At 67.6% G+C, this 21,395-nt stretch carries 29 protein-coding genes; 12 read left to right on the top strand and 17 right to left on the bottom strand.

The genetic code is table 11. The annotated features are described in order from the left end of the window. Positions 1 to 86: 86 nt before the first annotated feature. The gene (locus tag KSS95_RS13925; protein ID WP_217847658.1) at positions 87 to 962 is read right to left on the bottom strand and encodes an alpha/beta fold hydrolase; all 876 of its coding nucleotides are present in this window, start codon (positions 960 to 962) and stop codon (positions 87 to 89) included. A 19-nt stretch (positions 963 to 981) separates the two neighbouring features. Further along, positions 982 to 1,602, bottom strand: a complete 621-nt coding sequence (locus tag KSS95_RS13920; RefSeq protein WP_217847657.1) for a LysE family translocator — start codon at positions 1,600 to 1,602, stop codon at positions 982 to 984. Between the two features lie 271 nt (positions 1,603 to 1,873). On the opposite strand from KSS95_RS13920, the gene KSS95_RS13915 reads away from it, so the two are divergent. Beyond that, a complete protein-coding gene (locus KSS95_RS13915) occupies positions 1,874 to 2,380 on the top strand; it encodes a GNAT family N-acetyltransferase (RefSeq protein ID WP_217847656.1) in 507 nt (168 codons plus the stop codon). Here KSS95_RS13915 and KSS95_RS13910 read toward each other — a convergent pair. Then, on the bottom strand, positions 2,335 to 2,775 hold the full coding sequence (locus tag KSS95_RS13910; protein ID WP_217847655.1) for a general secretion pathway protein GspC: 441 nt from the start codon (positions 2,773 to 2,775) through the stop codon (positions 2,335 to 2,337). The two genes, KSS95_RS13915 and KSS95_RS13910, sit on opposite strands and share 46 nt — an antisense overlap. Positions 2,776 to 2,892: 117 nt before the next feature. Between KSS95_RS13910 and gspH the strand changes: the two genes are divergently transcribed. Together gspH and KSS95_RS13900 are read left to right on the top strand one after the other, a co-directional pair. Then, entirely contained in the window at positions 2,893 to 3,327 is a 435-nt protein-coding gene (gene gspH, locus KSS95_RS13905) for a type II secretion system minor pseudopilin GspH (RefSeq protein ID WP_225935505.1), read from the top strand. Then, positions 3,324 to 3,917 carry a type II secretion system protein GspJ gene (locus tag KSS95_RS13900; RefSeq protein WP_217847653.1) on the top strand — a complete coding sequence of 198 codons (594 nt, stop codon included), beginning with the start codon at positions 3,324 to 3,326 and terminating at the stop codon, positions 3,915 to 3,917. The genes gspH and KSS95_RS13900 overlap by 4 nt, the downstream gene beginning before the upstream one ends. Here the strand turns inward: KSS95_RS13900 and KSS95_RS13895 are convergent. The 3 genes from KSS95_RS13895 to KSS95_RS13885 are packed head-to-tail and all read right to left on the bottom strand — an operon-like array spanning position 3,910 to position 6,034. After that, positions 3,910 to 4,818: a FecR family protein gene (locus tag KSS95_RS13895; RefSeq protein WP_217847652.1), complete on the bottom strand. Its 909-nt coding sequence runs from the start codon at positions 4,816 to 4,818 to the stop codon at positions 3,910 to 3,912. The two genes, KSS95_RS13900 and KSS95_RS13895, sit on opposite strands and share 8 nt — an antisense overlap. 29 nt (positions 4,819 to 4,847) lie before the next feature. Beyond that, positions 4,848 to 5,390 carry an RNA polymerase sigma factor gene (locus KSS95_RS13890; protein WP_217847651.1) on the bottom strand — a complete coding sequence of 181 codons (543 nt, stop codon included), beginning with the start codon at positions 5,388 to 5,390 and terminating at the stop codon, positions 4,848 to 4,850. Continuing rightward, positions 5,387 to 6,034 (bottom strand): secretin and TonB N-terminal domain-containing protein, encoded by a 648-nt coding sequence (locus KSS95_RS13885; protein WP_225935504.1) that lies wholly within the window; start codon positions 6,032 to 6,034, stop codon positions 5,387 to 5,389. The genes KSS95_RS13890 and KSS95_RS13885 overlap by 4 nt, the downstream gene beginning before the upstream one ends. Before the next feature lie 159 nt (positions 6,035 to 6,193). Between KSS95_RS13885 and KSS95_RS13880 the strand changes: the two genes are divergently transcribed. From KSS95_RS13880 to KSS95_RS13870, 3 genes are all read left to right on the top strand, one after another. Next, positions 6,194 to 6,508: a hypothetical protein gene (locus KSS95_RS13880; protein ID WP_217847650.1), complete on the top strand. Its 315-nt coding sequence runs from the start codon at positions 6,194 to 6,196 to the stop codon at positions 6,506 to 6,508. A gap of 89 nt (positions 6,509 to 6,597) precedes the next feature. Further along, positions 6,598 to 6,885 carry a hypothetical protein gene (locus KSS95_RS13875; protein ID WP_134692047.1) on the top strand — a complete coding sequence of 96 codons (288 nt, stop codon included), beginning with the start codon at positions 6,598 to 6,600 and terminating at the stop codon, positions 6,883 to 6,885. Between the two features lie 90 nt (positions 6,886 to 6,975). Further along, a complete protein-coding gene (locus tag KSS95_RS13870) occupies positions 6,976 to 7,590 on the top strand; it encodes a Yip1 family protein (RefSeq protein ID WP_217847649.1) in 615 nt (204 codons plus the stop codon). Positions 7,591 to 7,605: 15 nt separating this feature from the next. Here the strand turns inward: KSS95_RS13870 and KSS95_RS13865 are convergent, their stop codons facing one another. The 11 genes from KSS95_RS13865 to KSS95_RS13815 all read right to left on the bottom strand — a co-directional run bounded on the left by KSS95_RS13865 (position 7,606) and on the right by KSS95_RS13815 (position 16,112). After that, complete coding sequence (locus tag KSS95_RS13865; protein WP_217847648.1) at positions 7,606 to 7,866, bottom strand: DUF1652 domain-containing protein; 261 nt, start codon at positions 7,864 to 7,866, stop codon at positions 7,606 to 7,608. A 175-nt stretch (positions 7,867 to 8,041) separates the two neighbouring features. Beyond that, on the bottom strand, positions 8,042 to 8,977 hold the full coding sequence (locus tag KSS95_RS13860) for a DNA-3-methyladenine glycosylase family protein (protein WP_217847647.1): 936 nt from the start codon (positions 8,975 to 8,977) through the stop codon (positions 8,042 to 8,044). Between the two features lie 42 nt (positions 8,978 to 9,019). Beyond that, positions 9,020 to 9,925, bottom strand: a complete 906-nt coding sequence (locus KSS95_RS13855) for a LysR family transcriptional regulator (RefSeq protein ID WP_217847646.1) — start codon at positions 9,923 to 9,925, stop codon at positions 9,020 to 9,022. Between the two features lie 598 nt (positions 9,926 to 10,523). Further along, positions 10,524 to 11,165 carry an urease accessory protein UreG gene (gene ureG / locus KSS95_RS13850; protein WP_217847645.1) on the bottom strand — a complete coding sequence of 214 codons (642 nt, stop codon included), beginning with the start codon at positions 11,163 to 11,165 and terminating at the stop codon, positions 10,524 to 10,526. Positions 11,166 to 11,175: 10 nt separating this feature from the next. Beyond that, the gene (locus tag KSS95_RS13845; protein WP_217847644.1) at positions 11,176 to 11,850 is read right to left on the bottom strand and encodes an urease accessory protein UreF; all 675 of its coding nucleotides are present in this window, start codon (positions 11,848 to 11,850) and stop codon (positions 11,176 to 11,178) included. Next, positions 11,850 to 12,395, bottom strand: coding sequence for a HupE/UreJ family protein (locus tag KSS95_RS13840; protein ID WP_217847643.1), 546 nt, complete (start codon positions 12,393 to 12,395; stop codon positions 11,850 to 11,852). Before KSS95_RS13840 ends, KSS95_RS13845 begins: the two co-directional genes overlap by 1 nt. Before the next feature lie 15 nt (positions 12,396 to 12,410). Then, complete coding sequence (gene ureE, locus KSS95_RS13835) at positions 12,411 to 12,884, bottom strand: urease accessory protein UreE (protein WP_217847642.1); 474 nt, start codon at positions 12,882 to 12,884, stop codon at positions 12,411 to 12,413. Positions 12,885 to 12,937: 53 nt separating this feature from the next. Then, positions 12,938 to 14,641 carry an urease subunit alpha gene (gene ureC, locus KSS95_RS13830; RefSeq protein WP_217847641.1) on the bottom strand — a complete coding sequence of 568 codons (1,704 nt, stop codon included), beginning with the start codon at positions 14,639 to 14,641 and terminating at the stop codon, positions 12,938 to 12,940. Then, positions 14,638 to 14,955 carry an urease subunit beta gene (locus KSS95_RS13825; protein ID WP_217853986.1) on the bottom strand — a complete coding sequence of 106 codons (318 nt, stop codon included), beginning with the start codon at positions 14,953 to 14,955 and terminating at the stop codon, positions 14,638 to 14,640. The genes ureC and KSS95_RS13825 overlap by 4 nt, the downstream gene beginning before the upstream one ends. A 10-nt stretch (positions 14,956 to 14,965) precedes the next feature. Next, positions 14,966 to 15,268 carry an urease subunit gamma gene (locus KSS95_RS13820; RefSeq protein WP_217847640.1) on the bottom strand — a complete coding sequence of 101 codons (303 nt, stop codon included), beginning with the start codon at positions 15,266 to 15,268 and terminating at the stop codon, positions 14,966 to 14,968. Positions 15,269 to 15,278: 10 nt separating this feature from the next. Further along, positions 15,279 to 16,112 (bottom strand): urease accessory protein UreD, encoded by an 834-nt coding sequence (locus KSS95_RS13815; RefSeq protein WP_217847639.1) that lies wholly within the window; start codon positions 16,110 to 16,112, stop codon positions 15,279 to 15,281. A gap of 235 nt (positions 16,113 to 16,347) precedes the next feature. On the opposite strand from KSS95_RS13815, the gene KSS95_RS13810 reads away from it, so the two are divergent. From KSS95_RS13810 to KSS95_RS13785, 6 genes are all read left to right on the top strand, one after another. Continuing rightward, positions 16,348 to 16,911 carry a helix-turn-helix domain-containing protein gene (locus KSS95_RS13810; RefSeq protein ID WP_217847638.1) on the top strand — a complete coding sequence of 188 codons (564 nt, stop codon included), beginning with the start codon at positions 16,348 to 16,350 and terminating at the stop codon, positions 16,909 to 16,911. Between the two features lie 80 nt (positions 16,912 to 16,991). Further along, positions 16,992 to 17,579, top strand: a complete 588-nt coding sequence (locus tag KSS95_RS13805; RefSeq protein WP_217847637.1) for an HD domain-containing protein — start codon at positions 16,992 to 16,994, stop codon at positions 17,577 to 17,579. 8 nt (positions 17,580 to 17,587) lie between these two features. Then, the gene (locus KSS95_RS13800) at positions 17,588 to 17,953 is read left to right on the top strand and encodes a glyoxalase superfamily protein (RefSeq protein ID WP_217847636.1); all 366 of its coding nucleotides are present in this window, start codon (positions 17,588 to 17,590) and stop codon (positions 17,951 to 17,953) included. Next, a complete protein-coding gene (locus KSS95_RS13795; protein ID WP_217853985.1) occupies positions 17,950 to 18,303 on the top strand; it encodes a hypothetical protein in 354 nt (117 codons plus the stop codon). The genes KSS95_RS13800 and KSS95_RS13795 overlap by 4 nt, the downstream gene beginning before the upstream one ends. 332 nt (positions 18,304 to 18,635) lie before the next feature. Beyond that, the gene (locus KSS95_RS13790; RefSeq protein ID WP_217847635.1) at positions 18,636 to 20,216 is read left to right on the top strand and encodes an ATP-binding cassette domain-containing protein; all 1,581 of its coding nucleotides are present in this window, start codon (positions 18,636 to 18,638) and stop codon (positions 20,214 to 20,216) included. A gap of 123 nt (positions 20,217 to 20,339) precedes the next feature. After that, on the top strand, positions 20,340 to 21,359 hold the full coding sequence (locus KSS95_RS13785) for a branched-chain amino acid aminotransferase (RefSeq protein WP_217847634.1): 1,020 nt from the start codon (positions 20,340 to 20,342) through the stop codon (positions 21,357 to 21,359). Positions 21,360 to 21,395: the final 36 nt, after the last annotated feature.

Genomic DNA, 21,395 nt, shown 5'->3' with positions numbered 1-21,395 from the left:
GGTACGGAATCTGCGCCTGTCGTTCGCACGCGATCAGGGCGCTGATCGTCGCGAAATGGACATCAGCGCCGTTCCGGCGCAGCGCATCAAGGGGCCAGCAGAAACGCCAGGACCTGCTCGGCCGCCGCGACCGGGTCCTCTTGCATGAAGCAATGCCCGCCGGCCACCTGCCGAGCGCTAACCTGGTGGTTGAGCGCGGCCAGACGCTGCGCCGAATGCGGCACGAACGGATAGGTGTGTTCGCCATAGAGAATCTGCGTTGGCGTCTGGATGCTCGTCAGTTGCCGCCACATCCGCTCGGGATACGAACTGAAGATCTCCACCTCGCGGCTGGGCCGGCACTTGAGTACCACCGCCTCGCCGCAATCGCCGATGGCATGGGCCACATAAGCCTGCAGCGCGGCATCGCTCCAGCCCTTGAAGATCCCCCGCCCTTGCAGCGAAGCGCGCGCCGCCTCACGATCGGGCCAGTGGCTGCGCCGGGTCGCGGCCTTGCGCGCCAAGGCATGACGGCGATGCAGGCCAACCAGCGCGGCCGCGCCCATCACCCCGAGCATGCGCCGGCTGAACAACACCGGGTCGAGCAGCACCGCGCGCTGGAACAGGCCCGGCTCAGCGGCCAGCATCAACCCGGTCAGCACCCCGCCAAAACTGTGCCCGAGCGCCAGGCACGGCACCTCGCCGTACTCGCCACGCCCGGCCTGGAACGCCTCCAGCGCCAAGGCCGCCGTGCGGTTCCAGCCGCGGAACGGGCCGCCATGGTCGCTGTCGCCATGGCCCTGGACATCGCTCAGCCACAGGTCGAAATGCGCCCCCAGGCGCAGCAGCAGCGGCTCGTAGACCAGGCTGCAGAAACCGTTGCCATGCACGAAGTGCAACAGTGGCCGGCCGCTGGCCGGGGTGCGCCAGCCACGCAGGGTGAAGCCTTCGGCGCAGTCATGGGACCAGGGAATCAACTCCATCTACAGCACTCACCGACATTCAGGAAAACGTCGATTCTACAAACAGCAGTGGATAGAGCGAAATCACCAGCAACACGGCCATCACGACATTGAACAGCACCACCGCGCGCGGATTGCGCAACAGGTTGCGCAAGGCGCTGCCAAACATCACCCAGACGCCGACACTGGGCAGGTTGACCAAGGCAAAGACCACCGCGATGACGACGACGTTGAACACATAGCCCTGGGCCGGGGTATAGGTGGTGATCGCCCCCACGGCCATCACCCAGGCCTTGGGGTTGACCCACTGGAACGCCGCCGCGCCCCAGAACCCCAGCGGCTTGCGAGTACCCTTGGCGTCGCCCGCCAGCGGCCCGGAGGTGGCGATCTTCCAGGCCAGGTACAGCAGGTAGGCCGCGCCCGCATAGCGCAGCACGGTGTACAGCGCCGGCCACAGCTTGAATACCTCGCCCAGCCCCAGCCCCACCGCCAGCACCATGACCATGAAGCCGACGCTGATCCCCAGCGCATGCGGGATCGAACGGCGCACGCCGAAATTCACCCCCGAGGCCAGCAGCATGGTGTTGTTGGGACCCGGGGTGATGGATGAAACGAAGGCGAACAGCACGAAGGCGCTGAGCAGGTCGAGCGAGGCAAGCATGGCGGCGTATTCCGGAGGGTTGTCGTGTTGCCACACTAACGGAGCCATGCGAATCACGACCGGTACAGTTTATAAAAATTGTGCAGATACACATTATTGATATGGTCACACTCGCCGTAGGAGCCGGCTTGCCGGCGAACAACGGCGCAGCCGGTGCCAGGCTGATTCGCAGCAAGGCTGGCGCCCCCGGCCTGAACAAGCACTGGCGCGGCACCGGCCAATTGCATGACACTGCCTGTCGCCCCAGAGCCTTGCACAAGGAAGCCCCGCCATGAGCCTGACCATCCGCCGCGCAGCACGCGACGACGCCGCGCAGATCCTTGCCTTCATCACCGAACTGGCCGAGTACGAGCGCGCCCGCCACGAAGTGCTGGCGACCCTCGCCGATATCGAGCACAGCCTGTTCGACGCCGGTAGCACCGTGCACAGCCTGATCTGCGAACGCGACGGCCAGGCGATCGGTTTCGCCGTGTACTTCTATAGCTACTCCACCTGGTTGGGGCGCAACGGCATCTACCTCGAAGACCTCTACGTCAGCCCCCAACAACGCGGCGACGGTGCCGGTCGCCAGTTGCTGCGGCATATCGCCAGGGAAGCGCTGGCCAATCACTGCGGGCGCCTGGAATGGAGTGTGCTGGACTGGAACGAGCCGGCCATCGGTTTCTATCAGTCCCTGGGCGCCGAGCCGCAGGACGAGTGGATCCGCTACCGCCTGGACGGCGAGCGCCTGCGTCAGTTCGCCGAAGGCCCAGGCGCCTCGCCCCAGAACGATGCCTGAGCCAGCACCGGCACCTCGACCCGGCTGCGCTGGCCAGCTTGCTCAACCACCAACCCGCTGCGCTCGATGGCGACCAGGCGCACGCCACGCGCCAGTTCCTCGCCACTGCGTACCGCGCGGGCCGGGCCACCGTCGAGGCTGACGATGGCCACCGCGCCCTGGCTGCCGGCCATCACCCCGCTGACGCTGATCTGCAGGTGCAGCGGGATATCGGCGAACCAGCGCGCCGCCGGGGTCTGGGTCAACATCGCCGCCATCACCGGCTCAGCCGAGGCGACCGACGGCGCTGACGGCAGCAGCAGCGCAGCCCAAGTCACCAGCCCGGCGGCGGTCACCAACACGCCCAGTCCTTGCATTAGCAGACCGGGGGACAGCTTGAGATGGGCAATCGGCATGGTCACGCGCTCCTTGTGGGCCTGTGCCCGAGCATAGCGGGCAATCCTCACGGTTTTGTTTCACATCGCGATCATCTTGCTCGGGCAAGCTGGCCGACATGGACAAGGAGCGCAGCCGTGCCAGGACAACGTGGTTTCACCCTGATCGAACTGATGGTGGTGCTGGTGATTGTCGGCATCGCCAGCGCCGCCATCAGCCTGAACATCCGCCCCGACCCGGGCAAGCAGCTGCGCGCCGATGCCGAACGCCTGGCCCGCCTATTGACGTTGGCGCAGAGCGAGGCCCAGGCCGATGGCCAGCCGCTGCGCTGGCACAGCGACCGTGACGGCTACCGCTTCCTGCGCGCCGACGGCCAAGCGCTTGCCGACGGCCCGCTCAAGCCGCAGCGCTGGCAAGCCGACACGGTCAGGGTGCAGGTCAAGCCCGCCGGGCCGCTGTGGCTGGACGGCGAATGGATCGGCACGCCGCTGACCCTGCACCTGCGCAGCGGCGCCGTGCGCATGGACCTGGCACGCAGCGCCGCGGGCGCGATCAGGGTCAGCCAGCCATGAGCCGCCAACAAGGCTTCACCCTGCTCGAAGTGATGATCGCCATCCTGCTGATGGCGGTGGTCAGCCTGATCGCCTGGCGCGGCCTGGACAGCGTCAGCCGTGCCGATCGTCATGTGCGCCAGGCCAGCGAGGACAGCCAGGCGCTGCAGCGGGTCTTCCAGCAACTGGAGCGCGACCTGGCCCTGCGCGCCTCGGTCGAGCTGGTGGAGCCACCGCTGCCCGGCCGCGAGGCGCCCGGCAAACCGCTGCTGCCTGCCGTACGCGTGCGCGCCGAACGCCTGGAGCTGGTGCGCGGTGGCGCCGTGTCCGGCAGCGGCCTGCAACGGGTGCGCTGGTTCGTGCGCGGCACCACCCTGTACCGGGCCGCCGCGCCACTGCGCGCGCGTTACCCACTGCCAGCACCGACGGCGGCGGTGGCGGTGCTGGACAACGTGACAGCCTTCAGCCTGCGGGCCTGGCAAGCCAAGGGCGGGTGGCAGGCGCCCGGCGGCGAGGCGCGGGATGATCCGCCAGGGCTTGAAGTGCGCCTGAGCTGGCGCGGCCCACAGGGCGAGGAGCGCTACCGCCAGGTGCTGGGGCCGTTCAACTGACCAGGACCACGCCGCCGGGCAACTCCAGGCAACGTGCGCCATAAGCGGCGCGGATCAACTCGGCGGCCTGGGGCAACTGGTCGAAACTGAAGCGGGCCTGGACTCGGCGTCGGCCCAGGCTCGGGTTGAGCAACACCAGGCGCCCGGGGCGGTAGCGGTTGATCTCGTCGATGACCTGGGCCAGCGGGGCGTCGCGCAACACCAGCATGCGCTCGCGCCAGGCCATGACCTGGCTGGCATCGAAGGCCCCGGCGGCGCCTAGGCCCTGGGCGTCGTAGCGCAGTTGGCGCCCCGCCGGCAGCACCTCGGCCTGGCCCTGGGCGACGATACGCAACTCGCCACTCAGGCAGGTGACGCAGACGCCACCCTCATCCTCGCGCACATTGAAGCGGGCCTGCTCGGCATCGATCAGCCCCTCCCCGGCCCGCACCTGCACGGCCCGCCGGGCCTGCACTTCGATCTCGCCACTCAACAGGGCAATCCCGTGCGCCTCGCGACCGACCTGGGTGCGCACGTTCAGCTCCAGCTCGACGCCGGGGGCCCACTCGACGCGGCGCTGCTCACCCGCCTCGGTGGCAAAGGCCGCCGGCGCCGCGGCAAAGCCTTGCAGCCAGCCGCCACGCCACATCACCAGCGCCGCCGAGGCCGCCACCGCGCCGCCGAGCAGCGCCCGCCGGCTCAGCGTCGGCAGCGGCACCACCTGGCGAGCCTGGCGCGCCGCCGGGCCCAGCAGTTGCCACAGCTGCCTGGCCTGGACGAACGCCTCGGCATGCGCCGGGCTGCGCGCGCACCAGTGCCTCAAGGCCTGGGCATCGGCCTCGGTGGCCTGGCCGGAAGTCAGCCGTACCAGCCAGTCCAGGGCCTGGCGCTGCAAGTCGGGATCGGGCGCAATCTTGGGCATGGTGCTCACATGAATGGGTCGACTATTGATCAAGACGGTTTTCCCGCGCCTGGACCGAAGCGCTGAAACACTTTTCTGTCCAGGCGCGCCGCGCAGTGCCCCAGCGCCGCCTTGAGTTCCTTTTCCACCGTGCGCGTGGAAATGCCGAAGCGCTGGGCGATTTCCAGGTGCGAGGCCTCTTCCAGGCGTGCGGCAATGAAAATCCGCCGGCGCCGTGCCGGCAACTCGTACAAGGCGCCCATCAGGCTCTGGATCTCGCGCTGGCCGCCGACGATACGTGCCGGGTCCTGGTCCTCGCCAACCTGCAGCAAGGCCTCCACTTCGGCGCCGGTGAGCAGGCGCGCGTCGGCCTCGCGGCGATCGGCGGCAACGTTGAGGGCCATGCGGTACAAGTAGGCGCCGGGCTTGTGCACATTGTCCACCGCCTCCAGGCGGTCGACCCGCAGGTAGGTCTCCTGCAGCACATCGTTGGCCAGGTCGTCCGAACCCAGTCGGCGTTTCAGGCGCACCCTGAACGCGTCGTAGGAGGACAGAAACAGTTTGACCAGCGCACTGTCCCGGGGTTTGTTCATGCCGCCGCAGCTCCTTGCGAAAATGGGCAATCCATGGGTACCGGGCGCAGCAGCAGGGTTACCGGCTGCGCCAGGGATGTCGGCGGCGCCGCCTCGAGGCGTAGCGCGCGCAAGCGTTCGATCAGCGCGGCGTCGCGCAAGGGGTCGCCGGTCGAGGCCAGCAAACGGCTCTGCAGCAGCTGCCCGCGACCGTCGATCCAGACTTGCAGGGCTGCCCGGTAAGCACCTGGCCGGGTCAGCGTCGAGCCGCACAGGGCCCGTTCGACTGCCTGCTGCAGCGCCAGGGCGTAACTGCCAGCCACGCCGCCGCCCTCCCGCTTGCGTGGTGAAAACGCGTTCAAACGCAGCGGTTGCACGGTAAAGCCACCACTGCCGCTGTAGCGCGCCTGTAGCCCGGAGCCCTGCAACAGGCGCTGCAACCCTTCGCGCGCGGCATAGCGGCCCCGTACGGGGCTCGAGCGTTGCCCGGCCACCAGGCCCTGGTCCACCAGCACGGCCAGGCCGCTTTGCCGGGCGAAGCTGTCCAGCGCCTGGTCCAAGGCTTGTGCCGGAATGTCCAGGGTCAGCAACGACTGGCCGCGCAGCGGCGGCGCAACGAGCGACCAGGCCAGCATCAGCGCACCGGCCACGAGCAATGCACGCACGGATGAACAGGCCTCCTTGCTGGCCGCCGTCGCCGGGAAGACGTCATCCTGGGGCCTGTGTATGACGCTGTGGTGACAGCCCACGGCAACCAAAGCTTCACCCCGCCCAGGGCCCGCGAGGGCTAGACTGCCGCCAGGATTCGATCGAGGAGCTGCACCATGGGCCGGTTATCGCTTGCCACCCTCGCTTTGCTGCTGGCCGCTGCCGGGCCGCTGTTCGCCGAGCAGCGCAAACCTGCGCAAGGCTGTATCGATGTGCAAGTCGGCCAGGCACGCGCGCTGGCCTACGACTGCCTCACCGAGCAACTCAAGGGTGGCGCGCCGCAGGCGGCCAAAGGCCTGCGCGAACAGCTCGACCCGGCGCGCCAGTTGCAGCGCAAGGCGCCCAACCAGATGGGGCTGGCCACCCCGGCGGCAACCTCCACGCGCATGGGCAACAGTTTTGGCACTTCGGTAGTGCCGCAGCGCCCGTAAGCCGCCCAACGGCATTGAAATAATTTGAACACCTTCCTGCGCCAGGCTTCCAATGATTGATGTATCGCCTCTTTCATCGGGAGCCCGCCATGAAGATGTCCTGCCGTGCGCCCTGTGCCTGCCTGGAGCTGGACTTCGTCCGTGACACCTTGTTCGGCCCAGTGGCGCAGCGCGCCGCCTGCCAGGTGCAGGTGGCAGCCCTCAACCTGCAGGGGCGCCCGGCCCTGCGCCTGCATATCGAACCGCCGCTGCCGGGCAAGGTGGAGCGCGCCCACAGCGTCGCGTTCGTCTGGGAGGGCCGCAGCTACCACGGCGTGGTCCGCGACCATGTGCGCTGCGGCGATGGCGGCCTCAACCTGCTGCTGGAACTGCAATAGCCGATCAACGGCGGCAAGCCCGGCTGAACCCTGCCGCAAACCCGCGTCTCCATAACAGAAAGGCAGTGCCTGCCTTGCGAGGAGAACGCCATGAACAGCCCATTGCTCAAGCTCTTCACCCACCCGGCCGACGCCTGGATCGAGATCCGCCGGGCCGAGGAGGACCATCCGCAGCAATACTTGCCACGGCTGCTGGTGCTGGCGCTGATCCCGGCCCTGTGCCTGTTCGTCGGCACCAGCACCTTCGGCTGGAGCCTGGCCACCGAGGCACGGGTACGCCTGGGCCTGACCAGCGCGGCACAGTTGGCCGGGCTGCTGTATGCCACGACCGTGGTCGGGGTGATGTTGATGGGGGTGATGATCCGCTGGATGTCGCGCGGCTTCGATGTGCAACCGAGCCTCAACCAATGCATCGGCTTTGCCGCCTATTGCGCCACGCCCTGGTTCTTCGCCGGGGTGGTGGGCCTGGTCCCGGTGCGTTGGCTGGCGGTGGTCGCGTTGCTGGCGGCGTCGGCGTATGCCAGCGTGCTGCTGTATGGCGGCCTGCAAACCTTCCTGCGGCTGCGCAAGGAACAGGCCATGCTGTTCGCCACCTGCGTCTGGGGGGTGGGGCTGTTGCTGCTGGTCACCCTGCTGGTATCGATGATCCTGTTCTGGTTCAACGGCCTGATGCCTGAATATGTGCGCCCGGCCAGCCTTGGCTGACCGGGCTGTCGCCGCTCAGGCTATGGCCTTGAGCGGCTGCGGCTGGCCGTGGCGCTGCTCCTTGAGCTGGGTCACCAGGCCAACCAGGTCGCGGCAACTGTTGAGGCTGGCCACCGGCACCCCGGTGACCGTCAGGCAATCGTCCAGGCTCTGGCCCTGGCCGAGGCGGATAGTGAGGTTTTCGCCATCCGGGCAGCTCACCTCGCAGCGATCGGGCAGGCAGGCCTGTTCGATCATCTGCCGCATTTCAAGCATCGAAACGCCAATCAATGACATGGTACGTCCCTCTCTGTCTGGCCTGTTGTGTAGGATTACGCCGCGGCGACCGTCCCTTCGCCCAGGCGATGAAGAGCAGCGCAATCCTCTTGCACCTTAGTGGAAGAACCTGGTCGCAGGCAGGTCGTTCGACCGACAGTGTGGCTGGCCCGACAGGTGGTCCGGATTCGACCGCTTACCTGTCCTGGCGGCCGCTTGCCGGGTTGCAGTCGGCCAACGAGGCCCACAAGTGCTGCGCCGCATAGGCGCGCCAGGGCCGCCAGGCCTGGGCGCGCTCGGCCAGTTGGGCCTGGGGGCCCTCATGCAGGCGCAGGGCCTTGACCAGCGCCACGTCCCCCAGGGGCAGTGCATCGCTATCGCCCAGTTGGCGCAAGGCCAGGTAATGCGCGCTCCACGGGCCGATACCCTTGAGCAGGCACAAGCGCTTGATAGCCTGCTCAAGCGCCTGGCCGGGCCGCAGCAGGTCGGGCTGGGCGAGCAAGGCCCTGGCCAGGGTCGACAGGGTCGTCGCCCGCGCCTGGGGCATGCCCAGCCCGCTCAACTCGGCCACCGCCAGTGCTTCGACGCTGGGAAACACATGGCTCAGGCACGGCTCGGCGGCGCGCAGCGGCTGCCCGTGGCGCGCCACCAGCCGCCCGGCCAGGGTCATGGCGCCGGCGACACTGATCTGCTGCCCGAGCACCGTGCGCATCGCCTGCTCGCAGGGCTCCCACCCCTTGGGCACGCGCAGGCCCGGCCGGGCGCCCAGCAACCGAGCCATCAACGGGTCGTTCGACAGCGCCGCGGCAATCCGCGCCGGCTGCGCATCCAGGTCGAACACCCGACGCAAGCGCGCAATCAGCCCTGGCACCTGCGCCGCGCCCACCCCACTCAAACGCACCTGCAGGCAAGCCCCCGGCTTGGCCTGCAACAGCCCCTGGCACCCGGCAAAGACCAAGCTGCGCCGGTACACCCCCTCGCTGCAGGTCTCGATGCCGGGGATGCACCGCGCGGCGAGGAAGGCCAGCGTCGAGGGCCAGTGATAAGGCCGCTGGTAACGCAGCCAGAGCAGATGCTGGCCGTCCGGGCGCAGGCTGCGCCTGACAGCGTGTAAACGGCTAAGTCGGGTCATCGACGCATCATGCGGGCTCGGCCGGCCCCCGGCAAGCCGGCGCTACAGATTGGCCAGTTGCTCCCGGCAGAACTCGACGAACAACTGCGCGGGCTTGGTCAGTTGCATGCGTTTCAAGTGCGCCGCAGCCAGCCCGGACAAGGCCACCGGCTCGGTGATGTCGAGGGTCACCAGGCGCTGTCCGTCATAGCTGAATTCAGAGTGCGGCCGGGTTACCAGCAGCGAGAAACCGAAGCCCTGCCCCACCATGCCACGCACCATCTCTATCGAGGGTGAGCTGAAGACGATATTCGGCGTCAGTCCCAGGTCGTGGAACAGGCTGACGAAGTAGGTGCGGCTGGGCGCCACGTCGAGCAGGATCATCGGCTCCGGGCACAGGTCGCGCAACGATACCTGGGCCTGGCCGGCGAAGCGGTGTTTCTCCGGCAACAGCACGTAGGGTTTCTGTGGTGCCATCAAGGGTTCGGTTTCGATGGTGCCGTCGAGGTCGTGGTCATAGAGCAGCGCCAGGTCGAAGGTGCCGGCGGTCAGGCCTTGGATCAGGTCCTGCTGCTCACCGTCGCGCAGGCGGATGTCGACCCCTGGGTAACGATCACGAAAACCGGCGATCAGCCGTGGCAGGTACAGCGGCGCCACGGTCTCGAAGCAACCGATGTCGATCTGCCCGGCCACAGTGTCGTTGTCGGCCAGGGCGTTCTGCTCGAACTCATGGGCCATCTGCAGCAAGGCCCGGGTCTTGGCGTAGAAGCGCTTGCCGCCCGGCGTCAGCGAGACGCCCTGGGCATGGTGGCGAATGAACAACTGCACACCGAAGCTTTCTTCCAGGCTCTTGATCGCCGTGGAGATCGACGGTTGGGCGATATACAGCTGGCGAGAGGCCTCGGCGACACTGCCAGCCTCGACGGTGGTGACGAAGTACTTGAGTTGACGCAAGGTGTAGGAAGCCATGAGCACCTCTCTGGCACGCTCGGCGCCGGGGATTTGCCTGCCACTGTACCGCGGCGCGGGTGCCCATGGTGACCTGGACGACCCAGCATTTACCTATGCCTTGAGCATATTTTTGCAGGCGAGCCTGCCGCCGCCCAGTGGCCGCCAGGCGCTTGCGCAGACGCCACCGTTACAGGCCCAGTGTCGTCTTGCAGGTTCAGCGCCTTTGGCGCGGCTTGGGCGATCAGTCGAAGTCCCAATCCGGCTGACAGTGCCCTACCGGGCTCGGGAACCGGTCGTTCGGGCACTGCATCGGCGCAACGCCGCCATAGTGGCCAAGCCCAGCCAGTTGCCCCGGGCCGACACGGTGCCCGAGGCTGACGTCTGCCTCGAAGGGGGCAGCCACACGTGGGACTCGATCAGGGTCGGTGGCAGTCAGTAGCACGATCAATGCGATGGTATTCATATTGGCTTCCTTGAGTGAATGAGCCGGCCCGTGTACCGCAAGCGCAGCTGCAACGACTCTAACCCCCTGGCACGCGGCTGATGCGGCCCAGGCATCCTCATGGCCCAGGCGCCCATTCCCCTGTTCTCGTGGGTAAAACCTGGCATGCCGGGCCTAGCGGTCCTGCCGCCCGCTACGCCCTGCTCCCAGCATCCCGCGCTCGACGATAAAATCGATCACAGCCTGCAGGCCTTCGCCCTTTTTCAGGTTACTGAACGTCCATGGCCGCTGTGGGCGCATGCGCTGGGTATCACGCGCCATCACCTCCAGCGAGGCCCCGACGTAAGGCGCCAGGTCGGTCTTGTTGATCACCAGGAAATCCGACTTGGTGATGCCCGGCCCACCCTTGCGCGGGATCTTCTCGCCTTCGGCGACATCGATCACATAAACCGTCAGGTCGGCCAGCTCCGGGCTGAAGGTGGCACTGAGGTTGTCGCCGCCACTCTCGACGAAGATCACTTCGAGGTTGCCGAACTTGCGCGCCAGGGCCTCGACCGCGGCCAGGTTCATCGAGGCATCCTCGCGGATCGCGGTGTGCGGGCAGCCGCCGGTTTCGACACCGACGATGCGCTCGGGCTCGAGGGCCCCGGCTTCGGTGAGGATGCGCTGGTCTTCCTTGGTGTAGATGTCATTGGTCACCACGGCGATCTGGTACTCATCGCGCATGGCCTTGCACAGGGCTTCGAGCAGCGCGGTCTTGCCGGAGCCGACCGGGCCGCCGACGCCGACACGCAGGGGTTGCTGGTAGTTTTGCATGGGGCAGTCCTCAGGAACGGAACAAACGGGTGTATTGGGTTTCGTGGCGTGACGAGGCAATCGCCAGCAGTGGCAGGCCGCCGCCGAGCTGGTCGTCCTGCAGCAGCAAGGCTTGATCGAGCACGGCGGGCAGCTCCGCGCTCAGGTCGCGCAACAACGTCTGGGCGGCTTGCTGGCCGAACGGCACCAGCTTGACCCCAGCCATCACCGCCCCTTCCAGCCAGGCGTAGCCATGGCCCAGGGCAAGCTGGCGCAGCGGAATCGACCAATGCGCGCCCAGCCAGGCCATGCCACCGAGCTGGCTGAGTTCCAGGCTGGACCGCCAGGCCGGCTCCTGGGCCAACTGCCAGCCGTCGAGCAGCCGTGCCAGGGCGCTGCCGCGCTGGCACTCCTCCAGGCGCAGCTCGGCGGTCTCGCGGTTGGCCAGCACAAAGCGCGTCCAGTGGCCGAACGCTTGCGCATCCTGCGCCTGGCAGGCTTGGTACAGGCGGGCCAGCAGCGGCCAATCGAGGCAGCCCAGGGTGTCGCGCACTTGCTCGCGTTGCCAGGCGGCAAAACCTGCGGCGCCCTTCACCCAACCGGCCTCGACGGCCCATTCCAGGCCTTGCGAGTAGGTGAAGCCACCCACCGGCAGCCCTGGGCTGGCCAGTTGCAGCAGGCGCAGCAGCGCCAGGTCGCTGGGCATCAACCGGCCAGCACCAGCGCGGCACCGGCCAGCAGGCCGCCAGCGAAGGCTTTCTGCAACCCCGTGTGACGGCGCAACAGGCAACCGCCAGCGAAACCTGCCGCCAGCAACAGGCCACTGACGGTGACGAAGCCGGCGCTGAACAGCCAGAACGCGCTCGGGGTGGCTTCCACGCCGTGGGCCCAACCGTGGAACAAGGCGAACACCGGCATGATCAGCGCCAACAGCCACTGGCGGCTGGGCAACAACAGGGCGGCGGCGGCCACCAACAGCGAACCGACGATCATCGGTTCCATGCCGAGCACATCGCCGAACAGGTGGCCGCACACGGCGCCGGCGAACATCGCCGCCAGGGTCGCCAGCGGCAAGCTCAGGCGGCGTCCGGTCAGGGCCGCCAGCACCCCGGTACCGAGCAGCATCAGCAGGTGGTCAAGGCCGGTCAGCGGGTGCAACAAGCCATCCTGCAACGGGTTGGCATCGTGCCCGGGGTGGGCGAAGGCCGGCAGGGCCACCATCAACAGCACAAAGGCCAAGGTCTTCTTCATTGCAAGCTCCACAGGTCAGGAAGGGGCATTCAGGCGCACGAACGGGTGGCCATGGTTGTGCGCGGTGCTCTGGTAGGCGCCAGCCTCGGGCTCGAACGGCGCCTGTTCGGCAACGACGCTCAGGCCCAGGCCACGCAGCATGTCGTCGAGTACATGGTCGTGCTGGTAGCGCAGCAAGCCCGGCTCGATCTGCAGCGGCACATGCCGATTGCCCAGGTGGTAGGCGGCGCGGGCCAGCAAGTGCGGGTCGGCGCAGCGCACGGTCGACACCGCTTCGGGCGCCGCCAGCACGCGAATCACCTGGCCGCCATCGGCATCGGCGAGTAACTCGCCGCCGCGCAGCAGGTGGCCGCGCTCGAGCATCAGCCCGGCCTCGCGGCCATCATCGAGGGTCACGCGCAGGCGGCTCTTGATGCGGCTGTCGACACTGAGGGTGACGCTGCCGGTCACCCTGGCGGCGCCGTTGAGCCTTTGGGTCAGTACGATCATGTTCACTCCTTCAAAACAAACCAGAACGTGCGGCGTTGATTGGCATCGCGCCCTCAGAACAGGAAGTACCGCTGGGCCAGCGGCAGTTCACGGGCCGGTTCGCACACCAGCAGTTCGCCGTCGGCGCGCACCTGGTAGGTTTGCGCGTCGACCTCGATCCGCGGTTGCAGGCTGTTGTGGACCATGTCGGCCTTGCGTACCCGCCGACAGCCATGGGCCACGCCGATCAGGCTGCGCAGGTTCAGTTGCGCGGCCAGGCCACGGTCCATGGCAGCCTGGGATAGAAACGTCATGCGCGTGGCATGGCGCGCCGCGCCCAGGGCGCCGAACATCGGCCGGTAGTGCACCGGCTGCGGGGTGGGGATCGAGCCGTTGATATCGCCCATCGGCGCGCAGGCGATCATCCCGCCCTTGAGCACCAGCGCCGGCTTGACTGCGAAGAACGCCGGCGCCCACAGCACCAGGTCGGCCAGCTTGCCCACCTGCACCGAGCCCACTTCATGGGCGATGCCGTGGGTCAGCGCCGGGTTGATCGTGTACTTGGCGATGTAGCGCTTGACCCGGAAGTTGTCGCAATAGCCGTTGTCCGGCGCCAGCGGGCCGCGGCGCAGCTTCATCTGGTGCGCCACCTGCCAGGTGCGTAGCACCACCTCGCCGACCCGGCCCATGGCCTGGGAGTCGGACGACGTCATGGCGAAGGCGCCGATGTCGTGGAGGATGTCCTCGGCGGCGATGGTCTCGCGGCGGATGCGCGACTCGGCAAAGGCCACGTCCTCGGCGATGCTCGGGTCCAGGTGGTGGCAGACCATGAGCATGTCCAGGTGCTCGTCGACGGTGTTGAGCGTGTACGGCAGGGTCGGGTTGGTCGAGGACGGCAGCACGTTGGCCTGGCCGGCCGCGCGGATGATGTCCGGGGCGTGGCCGCCGCCAGCGCCCTCGGTATGGAAGGTGTGGATGGTGCGTTCGCCGATGGCGGCCAGGGTATCCTCGATGCAGCCCGACTCGTTGAGGGTGTCGGTATGGATCGCCACCTGGATGTCCAGGTCCTCGGCCACGCCCAGGCAGCAGTCGATGGCCGCCGGGGTCGAGCCCCAGTCCTCGTGCAGCTTCAGGCCCACGGCACCGGCGGCGATCTGCTCGCGCAGGGCCTCGGGCCGCGAGGCATTGCCCTTGCCCAGCAGGCCGATGTTGATTGGCAGGCTGTCGGCGGCCTGGAGCATGCGCGCCAGGTACCAGGGGCCAGGGGTGCAGGTGGTGGCGTTGGTGCCGGTGGCCGGCCCGGTGCCACCGCCGATGAAGGTGGTGACGCCGCTGCTCAGCGCTTCCTCGACCTGCTGCGGGCAGATGAAATGGATGTGCGAGTCGATGCCACCGGCGGTGACGATCTTGCCTTCGGCGGCGATGACCTCGGTGCCCGGCCCCACCGGGATCGTCACGCCTGGCTGGACATCGGGGTTACCGGCCTTGCCGATGGCGGCGATGCGCCCGTGCTTGATGCCGATGTCGGCCTTGACGATGCCCCAGTGGTCGATGATCAGAGCGTTGGTCAGCACCAGGTCCATGGCCTCGGCGGCCAGCATCTGGCCCTGGCCCATGCCGTCGCGAATCACCTTGCCGCCGCCGAACTTGACCTCCTCGCCATAGACCGTGAAGTCCTGCTCCACCGCCACCCACAGCGCGGTGTCGGCCAGGCGCACGCGGTCGCCGACGGTGGGGCCGAACATGTCCGCGTAGGCCTGCCGGGAAATACGGCTCATGCCCTGCCCTCCAGCGCGCCCATCACCTTGCCCTGGAAGCCATGTACCTCGCGCTTGCCGGCATAGGCCACCAACTGGACGGTACGGGCCTGGCCCGGCTCGAAACGCACCGCGGTGCCGGCCGGGATGTCCAGGCGAAAGCCGCGGGTCGGCGCACGCTCGAACACCAGGGTGTCGTTGACCTCGAAGAAGTGGTAATGCGAACCGACCTGCACCGGGCGGTCGCCGTGGTTGGCCACGCTGACGCTGAGCGTCTGGCGGCCGACGTTGAGTTCGATGTCGCCGGCGGCGACCTGGATCTCTCCGGGAATCATGGGCAGCACCTCAGACGATGGGGTCATGCACGGTCACCAGCTTGGTGCCGTCGGGGAACGTCGCTTCGACCTGGACGTCGGGGAGCATCTCGGGCACACCGTCCATCACCTGTCCACGCTCCAGTACTTCGCGGCCCAGGCTCATCAGCTCGGCCACCGTGCGCCCATCGCGGGCGCCTTCGAGCACCGCGGCGCTGATCAACGCCACCGCTTCCGGGTAGTTGAGCTTCAGGCCGCGGGCCAACCGGCGCTCGGCCAGCAGCGCGGCGGTGAACAGCAGCAGTTTGTCTTTCTCTCTCGGGGTCAGCTCCATGGCGGCTCTCTCAGGTGGCCCAGATGCGCGGCGGGCACGGCGCCAGGCCGAGCACGGCCGGGCGCAGCAGGTGCCAGAGGCGCTGCAGGTTGTGTTGCAGGTGTTGGTTGTCGTGGTCGAGCAGGCGGATCACCAGCAGCGGGCCAAGCAAGGTGGCCCCGGCCGGCGTGGGCAAGCCGTCGAGCAACTGGCGCACCCGCTCCAGCACGGCTGGGTCGGCGGGCGTGGCACAGAAGGTGGCGAGCAAGGGGTGGCCAGCGAGCTTCTCCAGGTGGCCCCCCTCGATGCGCAGGCGCTCGTGCAGGCCAGGTTCGTCGGGCAGCTCGATGCACAAGCGGTTGTCCAGCGCGCCCTGGGCGAAACCTTCGTTGATCACCGGGCGGCCCAGGCACAGGGTTTCCCAGGCCAGCAGGCGGGCGCCGAGCTCGAGGGTGAAATGGCTGTCGAGGCTGGCACGGGCGCCATTGAAGAAAATGCTGTCCTGGGGCAGCCACTCCAGGGTGCTGCCGGCCTGCAGGTGAAAACGTTGGGCAAGGCGCGCGGTCGGGCCGACGCTACGGTAGAACTTGCTGGCTCCCGGCATGGTCAACAACGCATGGCTGCCCGTCTCGAGATGGATATCCAGGTCCAGCCGGTCCCCGCCAACGATGCCGCCTGGTGGGTGCAGCACATACACATGGCACGGCGCGCCTTCCGGATGGAACGGGCGCTGCACCAAAAGTGGTCCGACATGGCGCCGCGCACCAAGGCGGGTCACCCCCTCGCGCAGGTTGAAGCGCAACTGCAGCTGGGCACTCCAGCCTGGGTCTGCCTGCGGTGCCTCTATCCGTTGCCCCAGTGTCATCCTGCTACCCCTGAGATCCGTGGCCTGGCGGCCGCCTGGAGGGTCATGCGCCGGTCGCGCGCAAGCGCACCGGGTTGACCACTCGATCAAATTCGCTGGCTGGATATAGCAGGGAGCGGGCCAACTGCGCAGGTGAACGCAGATGAAACTTGCGAACCGCCGGTCAGTGCGCCTTGCCCCGCCGTAGAGCCCGCGCGACACTGCTGCTCCGTTCCGGTGCCCGACAGGTCAGCCCATGCCCGCTACCGCCCTGCCCCAACCCGCCGGCCTGGGTATCGCGCTGCGCCGCTGGCGCCTGCTGCACCGGGTCAAGCAAGCGCACGCCGCCCAGCTGTTCGGTGTGGCGCAATCGACCATTTCCCGCTGGGAGAACGGCCAGCAGCTGATGAGCCCGCAGGAGCAGGCACGTCTCGGGCAACTGCTCGGCGCCCGCCTGAGTGCCGCCGCCGATCAGGCGTTGGCCCGCCTGGTGGAGGGCAACCAGCGACCGGTGCACCTGGTCTGCGACCTCAGCCACCGCCTGCTGGCCTGCTCGCCCTCTCGCGCCGCCGAGTTCGCCCTGCCGCTATCGGACCTGCTGGGGCGCTCGCTCTGGCGCTTCAGCAGCGAGGCGATCATGCAGCGCGAGGCCAGCCTGCAGGCGCTGGGCTGGCGTGAACAGCTGGCGCCACCAGCGCTGGAGTTCGACACCGGCCACAATCGCTCGCGGGTGGTGCCGATCACGGCCGGGCGCTGCCGCTGGACCCGCCTACTGCTGGCCGACGGCAGCGCGGCGCGCCTGGTCGAAACCCTGGCGTGAGCCTGCGCGCATAAATTATCCGTGGCCCACGGGCGGCCCCGCGCCTAGGCTAGTGGGCTGTATCCACCCTGGGAGCTGCAATGAATCACCAACTGCTGGCCAACCGCCTGGCCTTTCTGCGCGAGGCCGAACGTCTCAAGGACGTGCTACGCAGCGCCCACACCGCCACCGGCCGCACCGAGAGCACCGCCGAGCACAGCTGGCGGCTGTGCCTGATGGCCCTGGTGTTCGCCGACCAGATGCCTGGCCTGGACCTGTTGAAGGTCGTGCAGCTGTGTGTCATCCACGACCTGGGCGAGGCCTTGCACGGCGACATTCCCGCCGTCGCCCAGCACCCCGGCCAGGACAAGGACCAGCAGGAGTTCGCCGACCTGCGGCAACTGTGCGCGGTGCTCGACGAGCCGCTGCGCACTGGCATCCTCGACCTGTGGCAGGAGTACACCGCCGCACGCAGTGCCGAGGCCCTTGCGGTGAAGGCGCTGGACAAGCTGGAAACCCTGTTGCAGCACACCCAAGGCGCCAACCCGCCGGACTTCGACTACGCCTTCAACCTCGACTACGGCCGCCGCTATACTGACGCCGCGCCGCTGTTCCAAGCCCTGCGCGAGCAGATCGACGAGCAGACGCGCAAGCGCATGACGGCGCCCCAGCCACCCGCCAATCAGTGAGCCTGACTATGCAATTCGCCCCCGCCATTCCGATTCTGCGCATCTTCTCGGTGGACAAGGCCCGGGAGTTCTACCTCGACTTCCTCGGCTTCACCCTCGACTGGGAACACCGCTTCGCCGCCGACCTGCCGCTGTACATGCAGGTTCACCGCGACGGGCTGATCCTGCACCTGTCCGAACACCATGGCGATGCCACCCCCGGCTCGGCGGTGTTCGCCCGGGTCGCCGACCTCAAGGCCCTGGAGCACGAGCTGCTGGCCAAGCGGTATGGCTACGCCCGCCCCACGGCCGAGGCGGTGGACTGGGGCCTGGAGATGCAGGTGGCCGACCCGTTCGGCAACCGTCTGCGCTTCTGCCAGCAGATCGACGACTGATGGCGGGCAATCGCCGAGCGCTGGCGCGCCTGGAGCGCGAGATGGTCGCCTGCCTGACCGACGCCTGCAGCGTCGCCCAGGCCGAGATCGTCGGCTTTGCCTGGCTCACCCATCGGGTCGACCTCGATGACTTCCCCGCCAGCCTGCGCATCACCTGGGTGTTCACCGACGACACCGACATGGCCCGCGCACTGGCCGGCGCGGACAAGGCGCGGATGATCGCGCTGACTGGCCAGGCGCTGAGCGATGCTGGCATCGCGCTGGACCATGTGGCCTGGCATCTGCGTTTCGACAGCGAGGAGGCCTGCTGGCGCGATCATGGCGGCGACTGGAACCGGCGCTTGCGCTGAGCCTTTCAAGCCCTGCGCGGTTCTGTAGGAGCGGCCTTGCGTCGCGATAGGGCTGCGCAGCAGCCCCAGCAATTTATGCGCAAACCCTGAAATCCCGGGGCTGCTGCGCAGCCCTATCGCGACACGAGGCCGCTCCTACAGGGGGGTGCGCATGTGCTGACGACGCGCATAGGCGAAAACGTTGCCTTCCAACGCATTGCTGGACTAGTCTTGCACGCACGCCACACCACGAGGTATTCGTCCAATGCGCCATTGATGCCGCCGTCAGCCTGACGGCCAGTCTTCAGGCTCCGGTTCGCACCGGGGATGTCGCGGCATGAGTGGAGTTGTGCATGACGAACTCGTCGATCCTGACGCTGGACAGCGTCACCCTGGTCCTGCCCGATGGCAGCCCGCTTTTCACCGACCTCAACGAATCCTTCGACCTGCGCCACACCGGCCTGGTCGGACGCAACGGCGTTGGCAAGAGCCTGCTCGGGCAACTGTTGGCCGGCCTGCGCGAGCCCAGCCAAGGTCGCTGCCTGCGCCATGGTCGAGTGCATCATCTCGAGCAGCAGCTGCTCGCCAACAGCGCCACGCTCGCTGACCTGGCCCAGGTCGGTGGCACCCTGCGCGCCCTCGAACGGATCGAACGCGGCAGCATCGATCCGGCGGACTTCGACGCAGTCGGCGATCGCTGGGACATCCGCGCGCGATTGCAGGCCCAGTTGCAAGGCCATGGCCTGGGTCACCTCGACCCGCACTGCCCGGCCAATCGCCTGAGCGGCGGCCAGGCCATGCGCGTCGCCCTGCTCGGCGCCTGGCTGAGCGAGGCCGACTACCTGATCCTCGACGAGCCAAGCAACCACCTGGACAGCAGCGCCAGGGCCATGCTGCTGGAGATGCTCCAGGGCTGGGAAAAAGGCCTGTTGGTGATCAGCCACGACCGGGCACTGCTCGGGCACATGGCACGCATCGTCGAACTGTCGCCCCTTGGCCTGCGCGCCTATGGCGGCGATTTCGATTTCTACCGGCAGCAGAGTACCGCGCAGGCCGAACTGGCCGCGCAGCAATTGCTGCGCCTCAAGCAGCAGCGTCAACGCCAGGCCCTGGCCATGCAACGTCGGCGCGAGAACCTCGAACGTCACCAGGCCCGCGCCGGGCGCCAGGCCAGGCAGGCGAACCAGGCGCAGATTCTGCTCGACCGCCAGCAACAGCGCAGCCAGGCCACTGCCGGGCGCCAATGCCGCGAGCAGCAAGACGCCAAGGTAGCGCTGGACGAACAGGTGCGCCAGGCAGCGCGCCAAGTCGAGCGCGAGGTGCCGATCATGCTGCACGTCCCCACGCCGCAACGGCACGCGGGGCGCGAGGTGCTGGCCCTGGAGGGTTTGTGCCTGCCACGGGGCACGACCAATGCGCTGGACCTGCGCCTGTGCCTGGGCCAGCGGCTGGGGGTGGTGGGCGACAACGGCAGCGGCAAGTCCACCCTGCTGCGGGTGGTGGCCGGTGAACTGGCGCCGCGCGCGGGCAGCCTGCGGCTGACCGGCGAAGTGGCCTTGCTCGACCAGCACGGCAGCTGCTTGGAACCGCGACAGAGCGCCGTGGAACACCTGCGCGCCGCCAACCCTCGCCTGCAGCGCGACGAACTGCATCGTCGCCTGGCGCAGCTGGGCATCGATGCGGCACGCATCGCACTGCCCGGAGCCCTGCTCAGTGGCGGCGAACGGCTTAAGGTCGCGCTGGCTGGCGTGCTGTACCGGGAACAGCCATTGGACCTGCTGCTGCTCGACGAGCCGAACAACCACCTCGACCTGCCGTCGCTCGAGGCGCTGGAGCAGTTGTTGCGACAGTTCAAGGGGGCGCTGCTGGTGGTCTCGCATGACCACGTTTTTCTGCACAACCTGATTCTGCAGGACTATCTGCGTTTAGGCTGAACTCAGGCTCGCCCGGCGGATTGCGTGACTGGCCGTTCCCGATCCGCGCCGGATGTATTATGGTGGCGGGGTGCGCATATAAAAGCAGCCCGCCGTGTTCGGGCGTAGAGCAATGAGGGTGTCATGAGTAACGAAAGCATTAACTGGGACAAGCTGGGTTTCGACTACATCAAGACCGACAAACGTTACCTGTCCGTATGGCGTAACGGCGAGTGGGACAAGGGCACCCTGACCGAAGACAACGTGCTGCACATCAGTGAAGGCTCCACTGCCCTGCACTATGGCCAGCAGTGCTTCGAGGGCCTGAAGGCCTACCGTTGCAAGGACGGCTCGATCAACCTGTTCCGCCCTGACCAGAACGCCGCGCGCATGCAGCGCAGCTGCGCTCGCCTGCTGATGCCACAGGTCCCCACCGAGGTGTTCATCGAAGCCTGCAAGCAGGTGGTCAAGGCCAACGAGAAGTTCGTGCCGCCCCACGGCAAAGGCGCCCTGTACCTGCGCCCATTCGTGATCGGCACCGGTGACAACATCGGCGTGCGCACCGCGCCCGAGTTCATTTTCTCGATCTTCGCCATTCCGGTGGGTTCGTACTTCAAAGGCGGCATGAAGCCGCACAACTTCCAGATTTCCAGCTTCGACCGCGCCGCGCCACAAGGCACCGGCGCGGCCAAGGTCGGTGGCAACTACGCCGCCAGCCTGCAGCCAGGCGCCGAGGCGAAAAAGGCCAACTTCGCCGACGCCATCTACCTGGACCCGCTGACCCACACCAAGATCGAGGAAGTCGGCTCGGCCAACTTCTTCGGTATCACCAAGGACAACGAATTCGTCACCCCGAAATCGGCCTCGGTGCTGCCGGGCATCACCCGTCTGTCGCTGATGGAACTGGCTGCCTCGCGCCTGGGCCTGAAAGTGGTCGAAGGCGATGTCGAGATCAACAAGCTCGACCGCTTCATCGAGGCCGGCGCCTGCGGCACCGCCGCGGTGATCACCCCGATCGGCGGTATCGAGTACAACGGCAAGCTGCACGTGTTCCACGACCTGGAGAAGGTCGGCCCGGTCACCCAGAAGCTCTACGCCGAGCTGACCGGCATCCAGAGCGGCGACGTCGAAGCGCCAGCGGGCTGGATCGTCAAGGTCGCCTGAGGCCTGCGCCTGCAGTGAACAAAGGGGGCATGCCAG

Source organism: Pseudomonas muyukensis (assembly GCF_019139535.1).
In the GTDB taxonomy this organism is placed as follows: domain Bacteria; phylum Pseudomonadota; class Gammaproteobacteria; order Pseudomonadales; family Pseudomonadaceae; genus Aquipseudomonas; species Aquipseudomonas muyukensis.
Note: the sequence above shows the minus strand (reverse complement) of the source record. Positions and strands in the feature narration are given on the sequence as shown.

Bases quoted from the DNA above. Each gene is read 5' to 3' on its own strand.
- KSS95_RS13925 (WP_217847658.1), bottom strand. From the start codon at position 962: ATGGAGTTGATTCCCTGGTCCCATGACTGCGCCGAAGGCTTCACCCTG.
- KSS95_RS13920 (WP_217847657.1), bottom strand. From the start codon at position 1,602: ATGCTTGCCTCGCTCGACCTGCTCAGCGCCTTCGTGCTGTTCGCCTTC.
- KSS95_RS13915 (WP_217847656.1), top strand. From the start codon at position 1,874: ATGAGCCTGACCATCCGCCGCGCAGCACGCGACGACGCCGCGCAGATC.
- KSS95_RS13910 (WP_217847655.1), bottom strand. From the start codon at position 2,775: ATGCCGATTGCCCATCTCAAGCTGTCCCCCGGTCTGCTAATGCAAGGA.
- KSS95_RS13900 (WP_217847653.1), top strand. From the start codon at position 3,324: ATGAGCCGCCAACAAGGCTTCACCCTGCTCGAAGTGATGATCGCCATC.
- KSS95_RS13895 (WP_217847652.1), bottom strand. From the start codon at position 4,818: ATGCCCAAGATTGCGCCCGATCCCGACTTGCAGCGCCAGGCCCTGGAC.
- KSS95_RS13890 (WP_217847651.1), bottom strand. From the start codon at position 5,390: ATGAACAAACCCCGGGACAGTGCGCTGGTCAAACTGTTTCTGTCCTCC.
- KSS95_RS13880 (WP_217847650.1), top strand. From the start codon at position 6,194: ATGGGCCGGTTATCGCTTGCCACCCTCGCTTTGCTGCTGGCCGCTGCC.
- KSS95_RS13875 (WP_134692047.1), top strand. From the start codon at position 6,598: ATGAAGATGTCCTGCCGTGCGCCCTGTGCCTGCCTGGAGCTGGACTTC.
- KSS95_RS13870 (WP_217847649.1), top strand. From the start codon at position 6,976: ATGAACAGCCCATTGCTCAAGCTCTTCACCCACCCGGCCGACGCCTGG.
- KSS95_RS13865 (WP_217847648.1), bottom strand. From the start codon at position 7,866: ATGTCATTGATTGGCGTTTCGATGCTTGAAATGCGGCAGATGATCGAA.
- KSS95_RS13860 (WP_217847647.1), bottom strand. From the start codon at position 8,977: ATGACCCGACTTAGCCGTTTACACGCTGTCAGGCGCAGCCTGCGCCCG.
- KSS95_RS13855 (WP_217847646.1), bottom strand. From the start codon at position 9,925: ATGGCTTCCTACACCTTGCGTCAACTCAAGTACTTCGTCACCACCGTC.
- ureG (WP_217847645.1), bottom strand. From the start codon at position 11,165: ATGCAAAACTACCAGCAACCCCTGCGTGTCGGCGTCGGCGGCCCGGTC.
- KSS95_RS13845 (WP_217847644.1), bottom strand. From the start codon at position 11,850: ATGCCCAGCGACCTGGCGCTGCTGCGCCTGCTGCAACTGGCCAGCCCA.
- KSS95_RS13840 (WP_217847643.1), bottom strand. From the start codon at position 12,395: ATGAAGAAGACCTTGGCCTTTGTGCTGTTGATGGTGGCCCTGCCGGCC.
- ureE (WP_217847642.1), bottom strand. From the start codon at position 12,884: ATGATCGTACTGACCCAAAGGCTCAACGGCGCCGCCAGGGTGACCGGC.
- ureC (WP_217847641.1), bottom strand. From the start codon at position 14,641: ATGAGCCGTATTTCCCGGCAGGCCTACGCGGACATGTTCGGCCCCACC.
- KSS95_RS13825 (WP_217853986.1), bottom strand. From the start codon at position 14,955: ATGATTCCCGGAGAGATCCAGGTCGCCGCCGGCGACATCGAACTCAAC.
- KSS95_RS13820 (WP_217847640.1), bottom strand. From the start codon at position 15,268: ATGGAGCTGACCCCGAGAGAGAAAGACAAACTGCTGCTGTTCACCGCC.
- KSS95_RS13815 (WP_217847639.1), bottom strand. From the start codon at position 16,112: ATGACACTGGGGCAACGGATAGAGGCACCGCAGGCAGACCCAGGCTGG.
- KSS95_RS13810 (WP_217847638.1), top strand. From the start codon at position 16,348: ATGCCCGCTACCGCCCTGCCCCAACCCGCCGGCCTGGGTATCGCGCTG.
- KSS95_RS13805 (WP_217847637.1), top strand. From the start codon at position 16,992: ATGAATCACCAACTGCTGGCCAACCGCCTGGCCTTTCTGCGCGAGGCC.
- KSS95_RS13800 (WP_217847636.1), top strand. From the start codon at position 17,588: ATGCAATTCGCCCCCGCCATTCCGATTCTGCGCATCTTCTCGGTGGAC.
- KSS95_RS13790 (WP_217847635.1), top strand. From the start codon at position 18,636: ATGACGAACTCGTCGATCCTGACGCTGGACAGCGTCACCCTGGTCCTG.
- KSS95_RS13785 (WP_217847634.1), top strand. From the start codon at position 20,340: ATGAGTAACGAAAGCATTAACTGGGACAAGCTGGGTTTCGACTACATC.